The sequence below is a fragment of the Streptomyces sp. NPDC050508 genome, assembly GCF_040655155.1.
In the GTDB taxonomy this organism is placed as follows: Bacteria; Actinomycetota; Actinomycetes; order Streptomycetales; family Streptomycetaceae; genus Streptomyces.
Genome location: NZ_JBFAJJ010000002.1, coordinates 364,700 through 379,485, shown reverse-complemented (window position 1 = coordinate 379,485; position 14,786 = coordinate 364,700). Strand labels below are relative to the sequence as shown.

Here is a 14,786-nt window from a genome sequence, read left to right as displayed (position 1 = left end):
AGTGCTACACACTGTCACCAGTAGGTGCGACGGGGCTCAGATGACTGCATACGAACCGCCAACGGCGCTACCGCGCGACATGCTGCGCAGGGAGGATGTGCGGTCCGCGATTGCGGCTCACGACTTCGGCTTCGTGTTCCGGATCGCGCGGAGCGAGGCAGGTATCAGTTACTCGAAGATTGCCGCTGAGTGCGACATGAAACCGGAGCGAGTGGGAGCACTTGCTCGTGGGGAAGGCCGAGTCAGCACGTTCAGTAAAATCGCGCAGATTGCAGATGCCTTGCGTATCCCTGGACACATGCTCGGTCTTGTCTCTCGCGATTGGGAGGTGGCTGAACCTTATGTTGCTACGGCGTCCGCACGCGTCATTTCCACACAGCGAGACGGAGAACCAGTGCGGCGTAGAGAATTCTTCAAGGTATCGGCAGGTGTTGGGCTGGCCGTAGGTCTGCCTGATGTCGAACCTCTGGGTACAAGCCAGAGGATCGGCAGCAAGGTGCCTGAACAACTTCGACGGAGGACAGCGCAGCTGCGGCGCCTGGACGATGTGCTCGGTGGCGGTGATACCTACCGGGTCTACATCGGCGAGTTTCAGGCGACCAAGGGCCTGCTCCGTGATGGCAGTTACTCGGAAGAGACTCGGCGGGAGCTGTTGTCGGTTCTCGCAGAACAAGCGCAGCAAGCGGGTTGGGCCGCATTCGACGGCGGCAAACACGCCGTGGCGCGTGGCCTCTATGAAGACAGCTACGAAGCGGCATCTGAGGCAGACGATTCAGCGCTTGCCGGAAACGCTCTGGCGTTCCTTGCCTACCAAGCCGGAAACGGGGATGGGTCAGCCGGTGTGGAAATAGCTGAACGTTCCTGCCGGACGGCCGGACCCGAAGCTCCAGCCAGCGTTCGTGCGCTCCTCTACGAGCGTCTTGCGTGGGCTTACGCTGTGGCGGGAAACGCTGGCGGGACCGAAAAGGAACTCGAAGCGGCTGAGGTGGCACTTGGTGAGAAAGATCAGAATCCGCAGCCTGATTGGGCGGCGTGGGTTGACGGCAACGAACTTCAGATTATGACCGGCCGTTGCTGGGCGGAGTTGCGACGTCCTCTACGTGCAGTTCCTGCCTTGGAAAAGGCGCTGAGCCAGTACGACGAAACGCATGCACGGGACAAGAGCCTGTATTTGTCATGGTTGGCCGACGCGTATGTGACATCCGGGGAGATCGAACAAGCGGCAGCTGTCACCGGTCGTGCTCTGGAACTCTCGGTTGGCGTAGCTTCGGTTCGACCGCGTGAGCGTATGGCGGTGGTCATTCGGAGACTGGGCGCTCACCGTGCTGTGCCCGCCGTTGCCGAAGTCTTGGAGATGGCACGCTCCTGAGACGTCAGTCCACCGATCCGTCCGAAAGGTTGCTGTCGATCCAACGCAGGCAGGCGGCTGATCCGGCGACGATCGGTACGGCCACGATTTCGGGGCTATCCCACGGATGGTGCTTCAGCAGGTGCGCTTCCAGACGGTCGTAGTGGTCTGCACGCGTTTTCAGCAGTAGCTGCCACTCCTCTCCGGTCCCGAACTCGCCAAGATGCCAAAAGGCGGAAATGACAGGGCCGATGACTTGGGCGCCCGCAGCCAGCCTCGACGACACCGCGGACTGGGCCAGCTTGACGGCTGCCTCACGGGTCTCTGTCGCTGTGGACACCTGAAGGTAGTCGGTCATGGGCGCGAGCGTACCTCTGCGGGCTTACGGTGTCGCCGGTGCCAACCTCTGCTGCGGGGCCAACCAATCAGCGACCCTGTGAACAGTTCGGTCCACACTGACTCGGCCATCAATGTTCGTACCAGCGCTGCGAATTGTGGCGCGCCTGTAGGTACGCAGACCTTCACAATCTCGTCAGACCGCTCAGACCGCGAGCGCGCACACCACCGAAGCCACCGCCGCCATCACCCCCGACTCCGCCAAGGTCCCGTCCTCCAGCACCGCCAACGCCGCGACAGTCCCGCTGTGTTGGTTCGCCACCAGCAGATGCCCCGGTGCCGCAGTCAGCCCCCGAGGCCAGTTACCCCCGCTGGGAATCTCCCCGAGGGGCTCAAGAGTCGTGCCCGCGATCCGGAGCCCCGCCACCGTGTCCGCACCCCGGTTGCTGACCCAGACGTAGCGTCCGCAGTCGGAAGTGACAATGCCGCCGGGTTGGTTGGGGACGTCCGCTACGGCCGTCGCCGGTACCCGGGACAGTTCGTGCAGGGTGCCGGTCTCCGCGTCGTAGCGGTGGCAGGTCACGGTCGAGGAGAGTTCGTCGGCGCTGAACACCAGGTCGCCGCTCGGGGCGAAGGTGAGGTGGCGGGGGCCGGAACCCGGGCGGAGTTGGGAAGCGGCGACGAGCTTCAACTTGCCCGCGTCGGCGTCCAGTTCGTACGTGAACACCGTGTCCGCGCCCAGGTCGGTGGCCAGGATGTAACGGCCGGCCGGGTCGACGAGGACCTGGTGGGCGTGGGTGCCCTCCTGGCGGCCGGTCACCGGGCCCGAGCCCTTGTGTTCGACCACGTCCGTCAGGTCGGTGAGCCTGCCGTCGGCGTCCAGGCGGTGGACCGCCACCGTGCCGGGATGCGTGTCCGTGCCGTAGTTGGCGGTGAGGAGGCAGTCGCCGCTCGGGTGGACCGTGAGGTGGCACGGGTTCGCGCCGCCGCTGGTCAGGGGGGCTCCCAGGGGGACCGGCGCCGCGTCCTCCCGTAGGCCGAACGCGCTCACCGCGCCCGGCGTCGACTCGTGCGTCGTATAGACGACGGGGAGTGTCGGGTGCGCCGCGAGGTACGAGGCGCCGCTCGCCGCCACATCGTCCACCACACGCAGACCGTCCTCCGGTGTGAGACGCAGTGCCGTCAGACCTACCCCCTCACCGCCCGTGTCCGGCGTGTATGAACCAGTCAGGACGACAACTTGCCTGGCCCCAGGCATCATTGACGGATCATCAACTGTCTTTTGTGGCATATGAGTTCAGTTCCTCAGCGGAGTACGTCGTCGTGGTGGTCCAGCAGGGAGAGTTCGGCTCGGCGCGGGAGGCCCTCCCAGTCGCCCTCCGTGCCGACCGCGAACGCCCCTAGGCGGGCTGCCGTGTTGAGGCGGGCCGACGGCGGTGCGCCGGAGAGGAGTTCGGCCAAGTAGCCCGCGACGAAGGCATCTCCGGCGCCCACCGAGTCGTGGACGCGGGCAGGCAGCGCGAGTTGGCGGTAGGGGTGGCCGTCGATGAGCGCGAAGGCTCCCTCCGCGCCCAGCTTGATCACCGCACCGGACGGGCCCAACTCGCAGATCCCCTTGGCCAGTTCCTCGGGCTCGTGACGATCCGGAACCGCCAACCGCGCCTCGTGCGGGCCCGCGAACACCAGGTCGCTGTCCCGCAGCAGAGGCAAAACCGCCTCCCTCGCCTCGGCCTCGTTCCACAACAATGAACGGAAGTTGATGTCGAGGGAGACCAACACCCCTGCGCCCCTTGCCACATCCACCGCGCGGCGGACCGCTCGCGCCGGGCCCTCCCCCAACGCCGGTGTGATGCCCGTGATGTGGAGGACCGCCGCCCCCGCCACCACCTCCTCCGGAATGTCCTCGGGGAGCAGGTGTACACCCGCCGTCGCCGTCCGGTAGTACCGCATCCGGTGATGCGTGCTCGTGCGTTTCTCCTTGAGGAGGAGGGAAGTTGGGGCCGGGTCGCGTACCGCGAGCGCGGTGACGCCTTCCGCCCGCAGCTCTCGTAGCACCAGTTCGCCCAACTCGTCCTCGCTCACGCGGCCGATCCAGGTGGCCCGGCCGCCCAGGCGGCTGACGCCGATGGCCACGTTGGACTCGGCGCCCGCGATGCCGAGGCGGAGGGTGGTGCCCAGCGCGAGCGGACCGGGGCCGGCGGCGGACAGGACGCCCAGGGTCTCGCCCACGGTGACGAGGTAGGGCTCGTCACCCTCAACAGGCTTGCGGGTGTTCATAGAAGCTTCTCCTCGGCCCCGGTGTCGGGCCTGACCGTCTTCAGCAGTGCGCGTGCCCGTGCCGTGAGGGCGCTCAGCGCCTCCGGGGCGGGGTCCCGGTCGGCTCCGCGCAGCAGCGGGGAGCCGACGCCCACGGCGAGTGCCCCCGCGGCCATGTACTGCCCCGCCGCCTCCAGGTCCACGCCGCCGACCGCCATGAGCGGTATCTCCGGTAGTGGGGCGCGGAGTTGGGCCAGGTGGGTGGGGCCGCCCGTACACGCCGGGAAGAGTTTCACGGCCGCCGCGCCCGCCCGCCACGCGGTGATCACCTCGGTCGCCGTCCACGCCCCCGGGTAGAAGGGGACGCCGATATCCGCTGCGGCTCGGATGACGTTCGGTTCGACGTTGGGGGCTACCAGGAACTCGGCGCCCGCGGCCAGTGCGTCCCGGGTGTCGGAAGCGGTGAGGACCGTGCCCGCGCCTACCGAGACAGCGGCGCCGAGTTCGTCCTTGATGCGGGCGATGGCGTCCAGCGCGCCCGCGGTGGTGAGGGTGACCTCCAGGCAGGTGACCCCGCCGGAGGCGAGGGCACGGGCCGCGGCGGGCAGCCCGGAGGCGTCGGCCGACCTGAGGATGGCCATGACCCGGGTGCTGGTCAACTGGGGGGTGAGGGCGGGCCGTTCAAAAGCCCCAGATACCTGATGATCCGTCACTTGACCGCTCCCGCCGACATTCCGGCGACCATCTGGCGCTGGAAGAAGATGAAGATGACGAAGAGGGGCAGCACGCCGAGCAGGGCTGCCGGGAAGAGGGTGGTCGGCTGCACGGTGTGCGGGTCGATGAAGGAGTACGCGTTCACCATGACCGTGCGCTTGCCCGGGTCCTGGAGGAATACGAGGGGGACGAGGAGGTCGTTCCAGATCTGCAGGGAGATGAAGGTCAACAGGGTGCTGGTGACCGGTCGTAGCAGCGGCAGGATGATGACGAAGAACGTGCGCAGCGCGCCGCAGCCGTCGAGGGCCGCCGCCTCCTCCACGTCGGTCGGGACCTGGCGGATGAAGCTGGTGTAGAAGAACACGGCCAACGGCAGGTTGAGCGCGGTGTAGATGAAGACGACGCCCGCGTAGGTGTCCAGCAGGTTCAGGTCGCGCATCAGCAGGTACAGGGGTGCCACGACGACGAACACCGGGATCGACGTGCCGAGGATGAAGAGTCGGTACACCGCCGTGGACCAGCCCGCGGTGATCCGGGCCAGCGGGTAGCCCGCGAGCGCGCCGAGCACCGTGATCAGCACGCACGAAAGCCCGGTGATCAGAAGGGTGTTGAGGGTGCTGGTGCCGTAGTGGATCTGGCTGAAGGCCTGCGTGAAGTTCTTCAGGGTGAAGGAGTGCGGCACGCCCAGCGGGGAGCGCGCCACGTCCGCCGCCGTACGCAGCGAGGTGACGATCGTGAACACGAACGGCAGCACGAAGAGGACCGTGCCGAGGCAGAGCACCGTGGTGCCGAGGCCGGCGGCGAGTCTGCGCGGGGTCCATGGCTCGGCGGTGCGGGGCCGGGGCGCGTCCCGCTTCCCGGAGGGGCGGCTGACTTCCGGTGCGGGGACCGGAGTTGTGAGGGGTGAGGTCATGGGGTGATCCGTCCGATTCCAACGATGCCGACGAGGCCGACCGTGCCGACGGGGAACTGGCCCGCGTGCGTACGTACTTGAGGGCGTCCGTACGTCGTCATACGCGCCGTTCGCGCAGCCTGAGCAGGGAGTTGGTCGCGCTGGACAGGACGACCACGGTCACCAGGAGCAGCACCGCGACGGCGACGCCGTAGGCGAACTTCCCGCCGCCGAAGATGTTGCGGTACACGAGCAGGGTCAGGGTGTCGGTGGCGCCGGCCGGGCCGCCGTTGGTCAGGACGAGCGGGAACTCGAAGACCTTGAGCGAACCGATCAGGCTGAGCGTCACGTTGACGGTCAACGCCGGTGCCAGCAGCGGCCATTCGACGCTGCGGAAGCGCCGCCAGCCGCTCGCGCCGTCCAGGGCGGCGGCCTCCAGGAGTTCGGTCGGCATGCTCATGTAGCTGGCGAGGAAGATCGCGCCCGAGTAGCCGGTGAACATCCAGATGTTGACGGTCGCCACCGAGTACAGCGCGGTCGACGGGTCGCCGAGCCAGACGTGCTTGAGTCCGCCGAGGCCGACCCCGTCGAGCAGGGCGTTGAGGCCGCCGTTCGGCGCGAAGAGGTACGACCAGATGAACGCGGCCATCAGCGGCGAGATCAGCGTCGGGGTCAACAGGACGACGTTCAGGGCCTTTCGGACCCTCGGGCGGCGGAACAGCATCGACGCGAAGAGCAGCCCGAGGCCGTTCTGCACGACGACGACCACGACGGCGTAGAGGACCGTGTGCCACAGGGCCGCGGAGACCTGTGAGTCGTCCGCCATCGCCTTGTACTGGTCCATGCCGACGAAGTGGGAGATCGGGCCGCCGACGCTGTCGGTGAGGCTCAGGTACACGCCTCGGAACAGCGGATACAGGATGAAGAGCGCGTACATGGCGATCGCGGGGAGCAGGAAGGCGGCCATGGTGGCACGCCGTCGGTGGAACACGGGGGATCAACCTCCTTGGCCGACAGGCCCCTTGGGGGAGTTGACGGAACGGGGTGGGCGGGCTGCGGCGGTCCCGTACGGCCGGCTCGATCACCCGGCCGGTCTGGTCACCCGGCCGGTGTTCGACTGGTCGGGCAGTCCAACTGCCCGACCGGTACGGCTACTTGGCGGACGCCGCCGTCTGGATGTCCTTCAGCGTCTTCGCCGCGTCGGACTGGCCCAGCAGGAACGACTGGATCTTGGAGCCGGTGTCGGTCTCCGCCTGGGAGCCGTACCAGGTGTTGGAGGGCAGCACCCGGTAACGGCCTTCCTTGAAGGCGGTGTTGAAGATGGTCGTCTCCGTCGAGTCGGGTGTGGTGCCACCGGTGAACGGGGACTCGGCGTGCTCGGCGTCCAGGTACTTCGCGAGGTTCGCGCTCTGCGACCAGAACTTCACGTACTCCTTTGCCGCATCCGCGTTCTGCGACTGGGAGTTGACGCCCCACGCCGTGCCGGAGAACAGCATCGCGTTCGGCTTGGTGCCCGCGGCGCCGCCCGGCCAGGGCGCGAACGAGACCGGGAAACCGGCCTTCTTGATGTTGGAGACCTGCCAGGCGCCCTGGTACCAGAAGGCGCTCTTGCCGGCGCTGAAGTCCTGCGGGCCCTGGGACCACTCGTCGACGCCGAGCTCGTTCTTCCAGTTCACATAGCCCTTGTCGCCAAGGGACTTGAGCTGGTCGAGCGGCTCCTTCCAGTCCGAGCCGAAGGAGGTCTTCCCGGCCAGGAAGTCCGTGTCCCACTGCTTGTTCTTCTGGTAGACGGTCGTCGAACCGCTCGCCTGGAAGATGGAGCTACCGGTCCAACCCGCCTTGTCCGGCAGCGAGATGGGCGTGATGCCGGCCTTCTTGATCTTCGCGAGGTCGGCGAGGAACGTCGGCCAGTCGGCGGGGACTTCGGTGATCCCGGCCTTCTTCAGCAGGTCCATGTTGGCGTACAGACCGATGCCGATCAGCTCCATCGGCATGGCCAGCGTCTTGCCACCGCTCTGCGTGAACGGCTTTGCCGCCGACGATATGGAGCTGGTCCACGACTCGTTCGACAGGTCCGCGAGGTAGCCGGAGGCGCCCCACTTCTTCATCTTGTCCGCGTCGACCATGATGACGTCGCCGGCCTTGCCGCCGAGCAGCTCGGGCTGGAGCTTCTGGGTGTAAGTCGGGTCCGCGGTGGTGTACTTGAAGTCGATCTTGATCTTCGGGTGCGCCTTCTCGAAGGCCTTGTTGATCTCGGCGATGTTCGCCGGCTCCGCGCCGCCGCCCTTCCACGCCTCCACGTGGAGCGTGACCGTCCCGTCCGCGGAGGTCGAGTCGGATCCGCCGCCACAGGCGGCGAGCGACGTCGCCAGGGCGGCGACCGTGGTGGCGACCGCGAGCAGTCTCCCGGAGCGCTTCATTGCACACCTCACCCATCATCGGCGCATGCCGATTTCGTCGTGCTTGCAGGGGTTTGTGAAGAAAGTTGGAGGTCCGCGATGTTCGCCGAGTCCCGTCGGCTGTGCGTGGACCGTCATGTCGGCTGTGTATGGACCGTCATGGTTTGCCGGGCCTGAATGGATATATCACTGAAATCCATCCAAGGAAACCGGTTGACCAACGACTTCGGCGAACGCTAGGTTGCGGCGCCAGAAGGTGTCAAGAGGTCAAACGCAACACCGCATGCCGAACGCCACACCCCAGGCGAACCCGGCAGTCAGGGAGGATTCGGGTGGCTGAACAGCCCGTACGGGCAAGGCTGGTGGACGTCGCACGGGAGGCGGGAGTCTCCAAGGCGACGGTGTCCAAGGTGCTCAACGGACGGCAGGACCTGTCCGTCCGCCCCGAGACCAGACAGCGCGTCCACGAGGTCGCCACTGCCCTGGGCTACCGCCCCCACTCCGGGGCCCGCGCCCTGGCCGGGGCCAGCACCCACGCCCTGGCCCTGCTGGTGCCGGCCCTCAACAACCCCACGTACGTGACCATTTCGCGCGGCGCCTACCAACGCGCCCGTGAACTGGGCTATCTCTCCCTGCTCGCCGAGGACTTCGACGGGCAGGAGGCCGACGACACCTTCAACGACCTGGTCAAGGAGGGCCGGGTGGACGGACTCCTGATCGCCTCCGCCCGCCCCAACCACCCCCTACTGGAGACCCTGAGCCGCAACCCGGTTCCGCACGTCTTCCTCAACCGCGCCGTCAAGGACTCGGGCCGCAACGTCACGATGGACGTGGCGCGCTCCAGCATCACCGCCCTGGACCACCTCCACGAACTCGGTCACCGGGTGATCGGCCACATCGCCGGCCCCTCGGGGATCACCCCCAGTGAGGACCGCCGGGACGCGTTCCTACGGCACGCCGCCGCACTGGGACTCGTCGCGGCACCGGTCGCCTCCGGCGACTTCACCGAGGAGGGCGGTGCCGCCGCGGCCCGCGAACTCCTCACCCCCGCCGAGGGCCAACCGCAGGTCACCGCGCTGTACACCAGCTCGCTGGCCCAGGCCATCGGGGCGACACGGGCCATCCACGAGCGCGGCCTGCGCATCCCCGAGGACATCTCCCTGGTCGGCAACGACGACCTCCCGGTGGCCGCTTACCTGACACCGCCGCTGACGACGGTCGCGATGCCGCTGCACGAACTGGGCACGGCCGCGGTGGACGCCCTGGTCGCGGAGATCCGGGGCGAGTCACCGGGAGACGTGGTCGTGCCGACCGAGCCGCGGTTGGTGTTGCGGGCGTCCACGGCTCGGCCGGGTACTACGGGCTGACCAGTAGGGGTTCCTGTTCCCCTGTTCCCCTACGGGTTCCGCCGGTCGGACGGAGGGGCGAAGGGCAGTACCGAGGAACGAACGCAGGACAGTACCGATTGACGGATGACCGGACGGGCCGGTCACGCCGAGAGGAACGCCATGAGCCGCACCATCCCCGACAGCCCTGCCGACCGTCACGACCCGCACGCCTCTCGCTTCACCGGCCGCACCGCCCTCCTCACCGCCGCCGCGTCCGGCATCGGTGCCGCCACCGCCCGGCGCCTCGCCGACGAGGGCGCGTCCGTGCTGGTCACGGACGTGGACGCGGCCGGTGCCGAGAAGGTGGCCGACGAGGTCCGCGCCAAGGGCGGCCGAGCCCGTCACCTGGGGCTGGACGTCACGAGCCCCGAGGCCTGGCCGGAGGCGGTGCGGACGGTCGAGGAGTGGACCGGCCGCCTCGACCTCCTCCACCTCAACGCGGGCCGCAACCTCCCCGGCGCGATCCACGAACTCGACGACACCTCCTGGCACGACCACCTCCGACTCGCCCTCGACTCCGTCTTCTACGGCGTTCGGGCGGCCGTACCGCTGCTCACCGCATCCGGCGGCGCGGTCGTCGTCACGGGTTCCGTGCACGCGGTGCTCGGCTTCAGCGGCTTCCCGGCGTACGCGGCGGCGAAGGGTGGAGTCAGCGCGCTGGTACGGCAGTTGGCGGTCGAGTACGCGGGCCGGATCAGGTTCAACGCGGTGGTGCCCGGTGCCGTGGAGACCGGTCTGTGGACCGACGCGCCGGACGAGTACCGGGCCCAGACGGCCGCCCGGACCCCGGTCGGGCGGCTCGGCGAACCCGAGGACATCGCCGCGGCCGTCGCCTTCCTCGGCTCCGACGACGCGTCGTTCATCACCGGCCAGAACCTGGTCGTGGACGGCGGACGCAGCATCAGCTCGCAGGAGTAGGCCCCGAGGCTCACCGGCGTAGCCCCCCCGTACCCGTAATACCCGTAGGACCCGGAGGTCCGCAGCAATGAAAATCACCGGATACGAGCTGTTCTTCGTCGAACCGCGCTGGCTCTTCCTGCGCGTCGACACCGACGAGGGGATATCCGGCTGGGGCGAGCCCATCGTGGAGGGCAAGGCCCACACCACGGCCAGGGCAGTCGAGGAGATGTTCGACTACCTGACCGGCCAGGACCCCGCCCGCATCGAGGAGCACTGGCAGATGCTCGCCAAGGGCGGCTTCTACCGAGGCGGCCCGGTCCTCAGCAGCGCGCTCGCCGGCATCGACCAGGCCCTGTGGGACATCGCGGGCAAGACCCACGGCGTCCCCGTGCACCAACTCCTCGGCGGCCACGTCCGCGACCGCGTCCGTATCTACGGCTGGCTCTACGGCGAGAGTCCCGAGGAACTCGCCGAGTCGGCGGCCGGGCAGGTCGCCAAGGGCCTGACCGCCGTAAAGATGAACCCCTGCGCGCAACTCGAACCGCTCGCGACCCCCGCGGCGATCGACGCGATCGTGGCCAGGGTGAGCGCCGTACGGGAAGCGATCGGCCCGGACCGCGACCTGGCCCTGGACTTCCACGGCCGCTTCAGCGGAGCGATGTCGAGGCGCGTACTCCCGTACCTGGAACCGCTGTTGCCGATGTTCGTCGAGGAACCGGTCCTCCCTGAGTTCACCCGCGACCTGGGCGACGTCGTCCGCGCCACCTCCATCCCCATCGCGACCGGCGAACGCCTCTTCTCCCGCTGGGACTTCAGGGAGGTGCTCGGCGCCGGCATTGCAGTAGCCCAGCCCGACATCAGCCACGCGGGCGGCATTTCGGAGACCCGCCGTATCGCCGCGATGGCCGAGGCCTACGACGTGCTCGTCGCCCCGCACTGCCCGCTCGGCCCGATCGCCCTGGCCGCGAGCCTCCAACTCGACTTCGCCATCCCGAACTTCCTCATCCAGGAACAGTCCCTGGGCATCGGCTACGGCGACAGCAGCGGCCTGCTCGGCTACCTCGCGGACGCCTCCCCGTTCGAGGTCCAGGACGGCTACATCCACCGCCTGACGGCCCCCGGCCTCGGCATCACGGTCGACGAGGACAAGGTCCGGGCCGCCGCCGAACGCGGCCACCGCTGGCGCAACCCGGTCTGGCGCAACGCGGACGGCTCACTGGCGTCCTGGTAGCCCAAGTTCCTCAACTGACTCAACTGGCTCAACTGGCAGGGCTGTTGGCTCCACGCTGCCCCGACGCCGTCGAATCCGGCGTCGGGACAGCGCCACACGCTCCAGGCGCACCGGCGGCAACCGGTCATCGCGCCTGGTGAAGAGGGGAATCTCGCCGCACGCAGCGGCAAGGGACACATCCACCCATCCAAGGAGCGCGCAATGAAGCGTCGCAGATTCGGTTCTCCCAGCAGACCACTTTCCGCCACCCGCCGAAAGCCGGGAATCCTCGCCCTGCTCGCCGCGATGGCGGGCGCCCTGCTCGTCCCCGTCACCGCGACCAACGCGGCGGCGGCAGGCACGAGTTACTACGTGGACTGCTCGGCCTCCTCCAACGGCACCGGCACCAGCGCCAGCCCCTGGAACACGGTCACCGGCGTCAACAGCACCACCTTCACCGCAGGCGACAGCATCCTCTTCAAGGCTGGCACCACCTGCACCGGCCAGCTCACCCCCGGCGGTTCGGGCGCCTCGGGCAGCAACATCTCGATGACGTCGTACGGTTCGGGCGCGAAGCCGATCATCGACGCGGCGGGCGCGACGGGCGCGGTCATCCACCTCGTGAACCAGCAGTACTGGGACATAGGCGGCCTGGAACTGATCGACAACGCCTCGTCGCCCGCCTACCGTTCGGGCGTCCTGGCCGAGAACAGCTCCGGCGGAATCCTGCACCACATCCGCGTGCACGACATGTACATCCACAACATCGCGGGCTACGGCGGCGGTTGGTACGCGACGAACGCGGGCATCGGCGTCCAGACCGACCACACCACCCCCATCTCCACATGGAACGACGTGGTGGTGGAGAACAACACGTTCGACCACGTGGACCGCATAGCGGTGGCGGTGACCCCGGACGCGGACGGCCAGGGCACAGGCCTGACCACGGGGACCGTCATCCGCAACAACACGATGACGTACGACGGCGCGGACGACATCCTCGTCGTCAAGAACGACGGCGCCCTGATCGACGGCAACAAGGCGGGCTACGGCGGCGCCAAGTCGACCTGCCCGCCGTCCGGCCAGTACTGCAACGGCGCCTCGGCCGGCATCTGGATGTCCGGCAGCAGCAACACCGTCGTCCAGAACAACGAGGTCTACTGCCACATCAACGGCGCCGACGGCACCGGCTTCGACGTGGACTGGGGCAACCACAACACCACGTTCCAGTACAACTACAGCCACCAGAACCTCGGCGGCTTCCTGCTGGTGATGCCCCCCTTCACCATCGCCAACGAGCCCACGTCGACGGTCCCCAGCGACGGCACGGTGGTCCGCTACAACATCAGCGAGAACGACGGCAGCAACTCGGGCTGCCCCACGTCGGGTACGCAAACACACGGCGGCGGAGTCCTCCACTTCGTGGGCGGAGTCCCGAACCAGAGCGGCAGTTCGTCCGCGATCCCGCTCTTCTACAACAACACGTTCTCGGTACGGGACGGCCTGAGCACCCCGATCCTGTACTCCCGTGCGGGCACATCGATCAGCGGCGCGCTGTCCTTCCAGAACAACGCGGTCTTCAACTACGGCTCCGGCAACTACTTCACCACCACCGGCACTTCGACGTACTCCAACAACCTCTTCTACGGCAACCACCCGTCCCGCGAGCCGGCAGACGCGGCCAAGGTGACGGCGGACCCGGAGTTCCGCAACACCGGCAACACGAACACGTCCTCGTCGTACACGGGCAAGAACGCGTACCAGGTCCACCCGTCGTCCCCGGTGATCCGAGCGGGCACGGTGATCGCCTCGAACGGCGGCTACGACGCGTACGGGAACGCGGTCTCCGCTACGGCGGCCCCCAACATCGGTGCGTACAACGGGACCGGCGGCAACCTGCTCACCAACGGGGGCTTCGAGACGGGGAGTTTGTCCCCGTGGACACAGGCGAGCGGTACGTCGTCGTCGGTGACGGCATCCAACTCCCGTACGGGAGTTGATGCGTTGACGACGGCGGCGAGCGGCAGCGGCGCGAACCAGGCGCTGACGGGTCTGACCCCGTCGACGTCGTACTTGCTGACGGGCTGGGGCAAGGTGGCCACGGCGGGCGAGACCCTGGCCATCGGCGTCAAGAACTTCGGCGGCACGGAGACTTACACGAACGTGGCGTCGACGGCGTACTCCCAGGCGGCGATCGTCTTCACGACGGGTTCCTCCAGCACGACGGCCACGGTCTACTGCTGGAAGAACGCCGGTGGAACGGGGGCGGGTTACTGCGACGACCTGGCGGTGGAGCCCCTGTCGTCCGCCACGAACGCGGTCACGAACCCCGGCTTCGAGACGGGCGCGTTGACTCCGTGGACACAGAGCACGGGTACGGCGTCCAGCGTGGTCTCGTCCAACTCCCGCACCGGCACGTACTCGTTGCAGACGGGCGTGAGCGCGAGCGGAGCCATCCAGACGGTGAGTGGCCTTACGTCCGGCGGCAGTTACCTGCTGGCGGCCTGGGCGAAGGTGGGCACCGCCGGTGAGGAGGTGGCCGTAGGAGTGAAGAGCTTCGGCGGGACGGAGACGTACCTGCGGGGCTCGACGACGACGTACACACAGGAGCCGATCTTCTTCACGACGGGTGTCTCCAACACGGCGGCGTCGGTGTACTGCTACAAGAACTCCGGCTCGGCGGCGGGCTATTGCGACGACTTCACGTTGGTCAAGCTGCCCTAACAGGCAGACAAGCAACCCCCGGGTCGATGGCCCGGGGGTTCGTCTCGTGACCTGGTCGGCCGGGATGCCCCCATTAGGATCCGGCCATGAGCAGCATGGTGGCGTAGAAAATCGAACACATGCTTGAATCCGGTCATGCGACCGTTCCCTGACGACCTTGCCCAGGCACGGCAGGAATGCCGTGTCACTTACCAACGACTCGCCCACCGACTCGCCCATCGGCCCGGCCGTGCCGAGCCATGCCGGCGCCCAAGTTCCGCTGTGCGGTGGGAACTACGTGACTTGAGGCTGCCGGATGGGTACGTGGTGCGTGAGCGGCTTCATCAATGACGCACTGGAACTGGAATACGAGGCCCCAGGGCCCGGATGATCCTGAAGGCGGCATGTCCGGACCGATTCGCGTGATCGTCCTTCCGCCGTCGCCCACGGGCGGTCGGCGCGTACGCGTGGACGGCGAGATCCTCGGCCTCGCCCACAACGTGGTCGACGTCGCCGAGTTCCTCCGCCGTGCGGGGCTGGAGATCGACCCGGCGGAGGTGGCGGAGTCGCCGTGGATCGACTGGCGTGGGGTGGGGCCTGAACGCTGGGGGCCGGAGACGAGCGGCTGACATGCGTCTGA

Annotated in this window: 13 protein-coding genes; 6 read left to right on the top strand and 7 right to left on the bottom strand. The window is 67.9% G+C overall.

Annotated elements, in window-relative coordinates; translation table 11 throughout:
• Positions 1-40: 40 nt before the first annotated feature.
• Positions 41-1,369 carry an XRE family transcriptional regulator gene (locus AB0I69_RS06845; RefSeq protein WP_363094502.1) on the top strand — a complete coding sequence of 443 codons (1,329 nt, stop codon included), beginning with the start codon at positions 41-43 and terminating at the stop codon, positions 1,367-1,369.
• 4 nt (positions 1,370-1,373) lie between these two features.
• On the opposite strand, the gene cutA is transcribed toward AB0I69_RS06845, so the two are convergent.
• The 7 genes from cutA to AB0I69_RS06810 form a co-directional block, all read right to left on the bottom strand.
• Positions 1,374-1,706: a divalent-cation tolerance protein CutA gene (gene cutA / locus AB0I69_RS06840; protein ID WP_363094501.1), complete on the bottom strand. Its 333-nt coding sequence runs from the start codon at positions 1,704-1,706 to the stop codon at positions 1,374-1,376.
• A 183-nt stretch (positions 1,707-1,889) separates the two neighbouring features.
• On the bottom strand, positions 1,890-2,942 hold the full coding sequence (locus AB0I69_RS06835; protein WP_363095016.1) for a lactonase family protein: 1,053 nt from the start codon (positions 2,940-2,942) through the stop codon (positions 1,890-1,892).
• 47 nt (positions 2,943-2,989) lie between these two features.
• Positions 2,990-3,961, bottom strand: coding sequence for a sugar kinase (locus tag AB0I69_RS06830; protein WP_363094500.1), 972 nt, complete (start codon positions 3,959-3,961; stop codon positions 2,990-2,992).
• Entirely contained in the window at positions 3,958-4,653 is a 696-nt protein-coding gene (locus AB0I69_RS06825) for a bifunctional 4-hydroxy-2-oxoglutarate aldolase/2-dehydro-3-deoxy-phosphogluconate aldolase (RefSeq protein WP_363094499.1), read from the bottom strand. Before AB0I69_RS06825 ends, AB0I69_RS06830 begins: the two co-directional genes overlap by 4 nt.
• Positions 4,650-5,567, bottom strand: coding sequence for a carbohydrate ABC transporter permease (locus AB0I69_RS06820; protein ID WP_363094498.1), 918 nt, complete (start codon positions 5,565-5,567; stop codon positions 4,650-4,652). Before AB0I69_RS06820 ends, AB0I69_RS06825 begins: the two co-directional genes overlap by 4 nt.
• 97 nt (positions 5,568-5,664) lie before the next feature.
• Positions 5,665-6,537: a sugar ABC transporter permease gene (locus tag AB0I69_RS06815; RefSeq protein ID WP_363094497.1), complete on the bottom strand. Its 873-nt coding sequence runs from the start codon at positions 6,535-6,537 to the stop codon at positions 5,665-5,667.
• Between the two features lie 160 nt (positions 6,538-6,697).
• Positions 6,698-7,966, bottom strand: coding sequence for an extracellular solute-binding protein (locus tag AB0I69_RS06810; RefSeq protein WP_363094496.1), 1,269 nt, complete (start codon positions 7,964-7,966; stop codon positions 6,698-6,700).
• A gap of 311 nt (positions 7,967-8,277) precedes the next feature.
• Here AB0I69_RS06810 and AB0I69_RS06805 point away from each other — a divergent pair, with 311 nt between their 5' ends.
• From AB0I69_RS06805 to AB0I69_RS06785, 5 genes are all read left to right on the top strand, one after another.
• On the top strand, positions 8,278-9,312 hold the full coding sequence (locus AB0I69_RS06805) for a LacI family DNA-binding transcriptional regulator (protein WP_363094495.1): 1,035 nt from the start codon (positions 8,278-8,280) through the stop codon (positions 9,310-9,312).
• A 141-nt stretch (positions 9,313-9,453) separates the two neighbouring features.
• Positions 9,454-10,251 (top strand): SDR family NAD(P)-dependent oxidoreductase, encoded by a 798-nt coding sequence (locus tag AB0I69_RS06800; RefSeq protein ID WP_363094494.1) that lies wholly within the window; start codon positions 9,454-9,456, stop codon positions 10,249-10,251.
• Positions 10,252-10,318: 67 nt separating this feature from the next.
• Positions 10,319-11,464 carry a galactonate dehydratase gene (gene dgoD / locus AB0I69_RS06795; protein ID WP_363094493.1) on the top strand — a complete coding sequence of 382 codons (1,146 nt, stop codon included), beginning with the start codon at positions 10,319-10,321 and terminating at the stop codon, positions 11,462-11,464.
• Between the two features lie 201 nt (positions 11,465-11,665).
• Positions 11,666-14,167 (top strand): carbohydrate-binding protein, encoded by a 2,502-nt coding sequence (locus AB0I69_RS06790; protein WP_363094492.1) that lies wholly within the window; start codon positions 11,666-11,668, stop codon positions 14,165-14,167.
• Positions 14,168-14,550: 383 nt separating this feature from the next.
• Positions 14,551-14,775 carry a hypothetical protein gene (locus AB0I69_RS06785; RefSeq protein WP_363094491.1) on the top strand — a complete coding sequence of 75 codons (225 nt, stop codon included), beginning with the start codon at positions 14,551-14,553 and terminating at the stop codon, positions 14,773-14,775.
• Positions 14,776-14,786 lie beyond the last annotated feature (11 nt).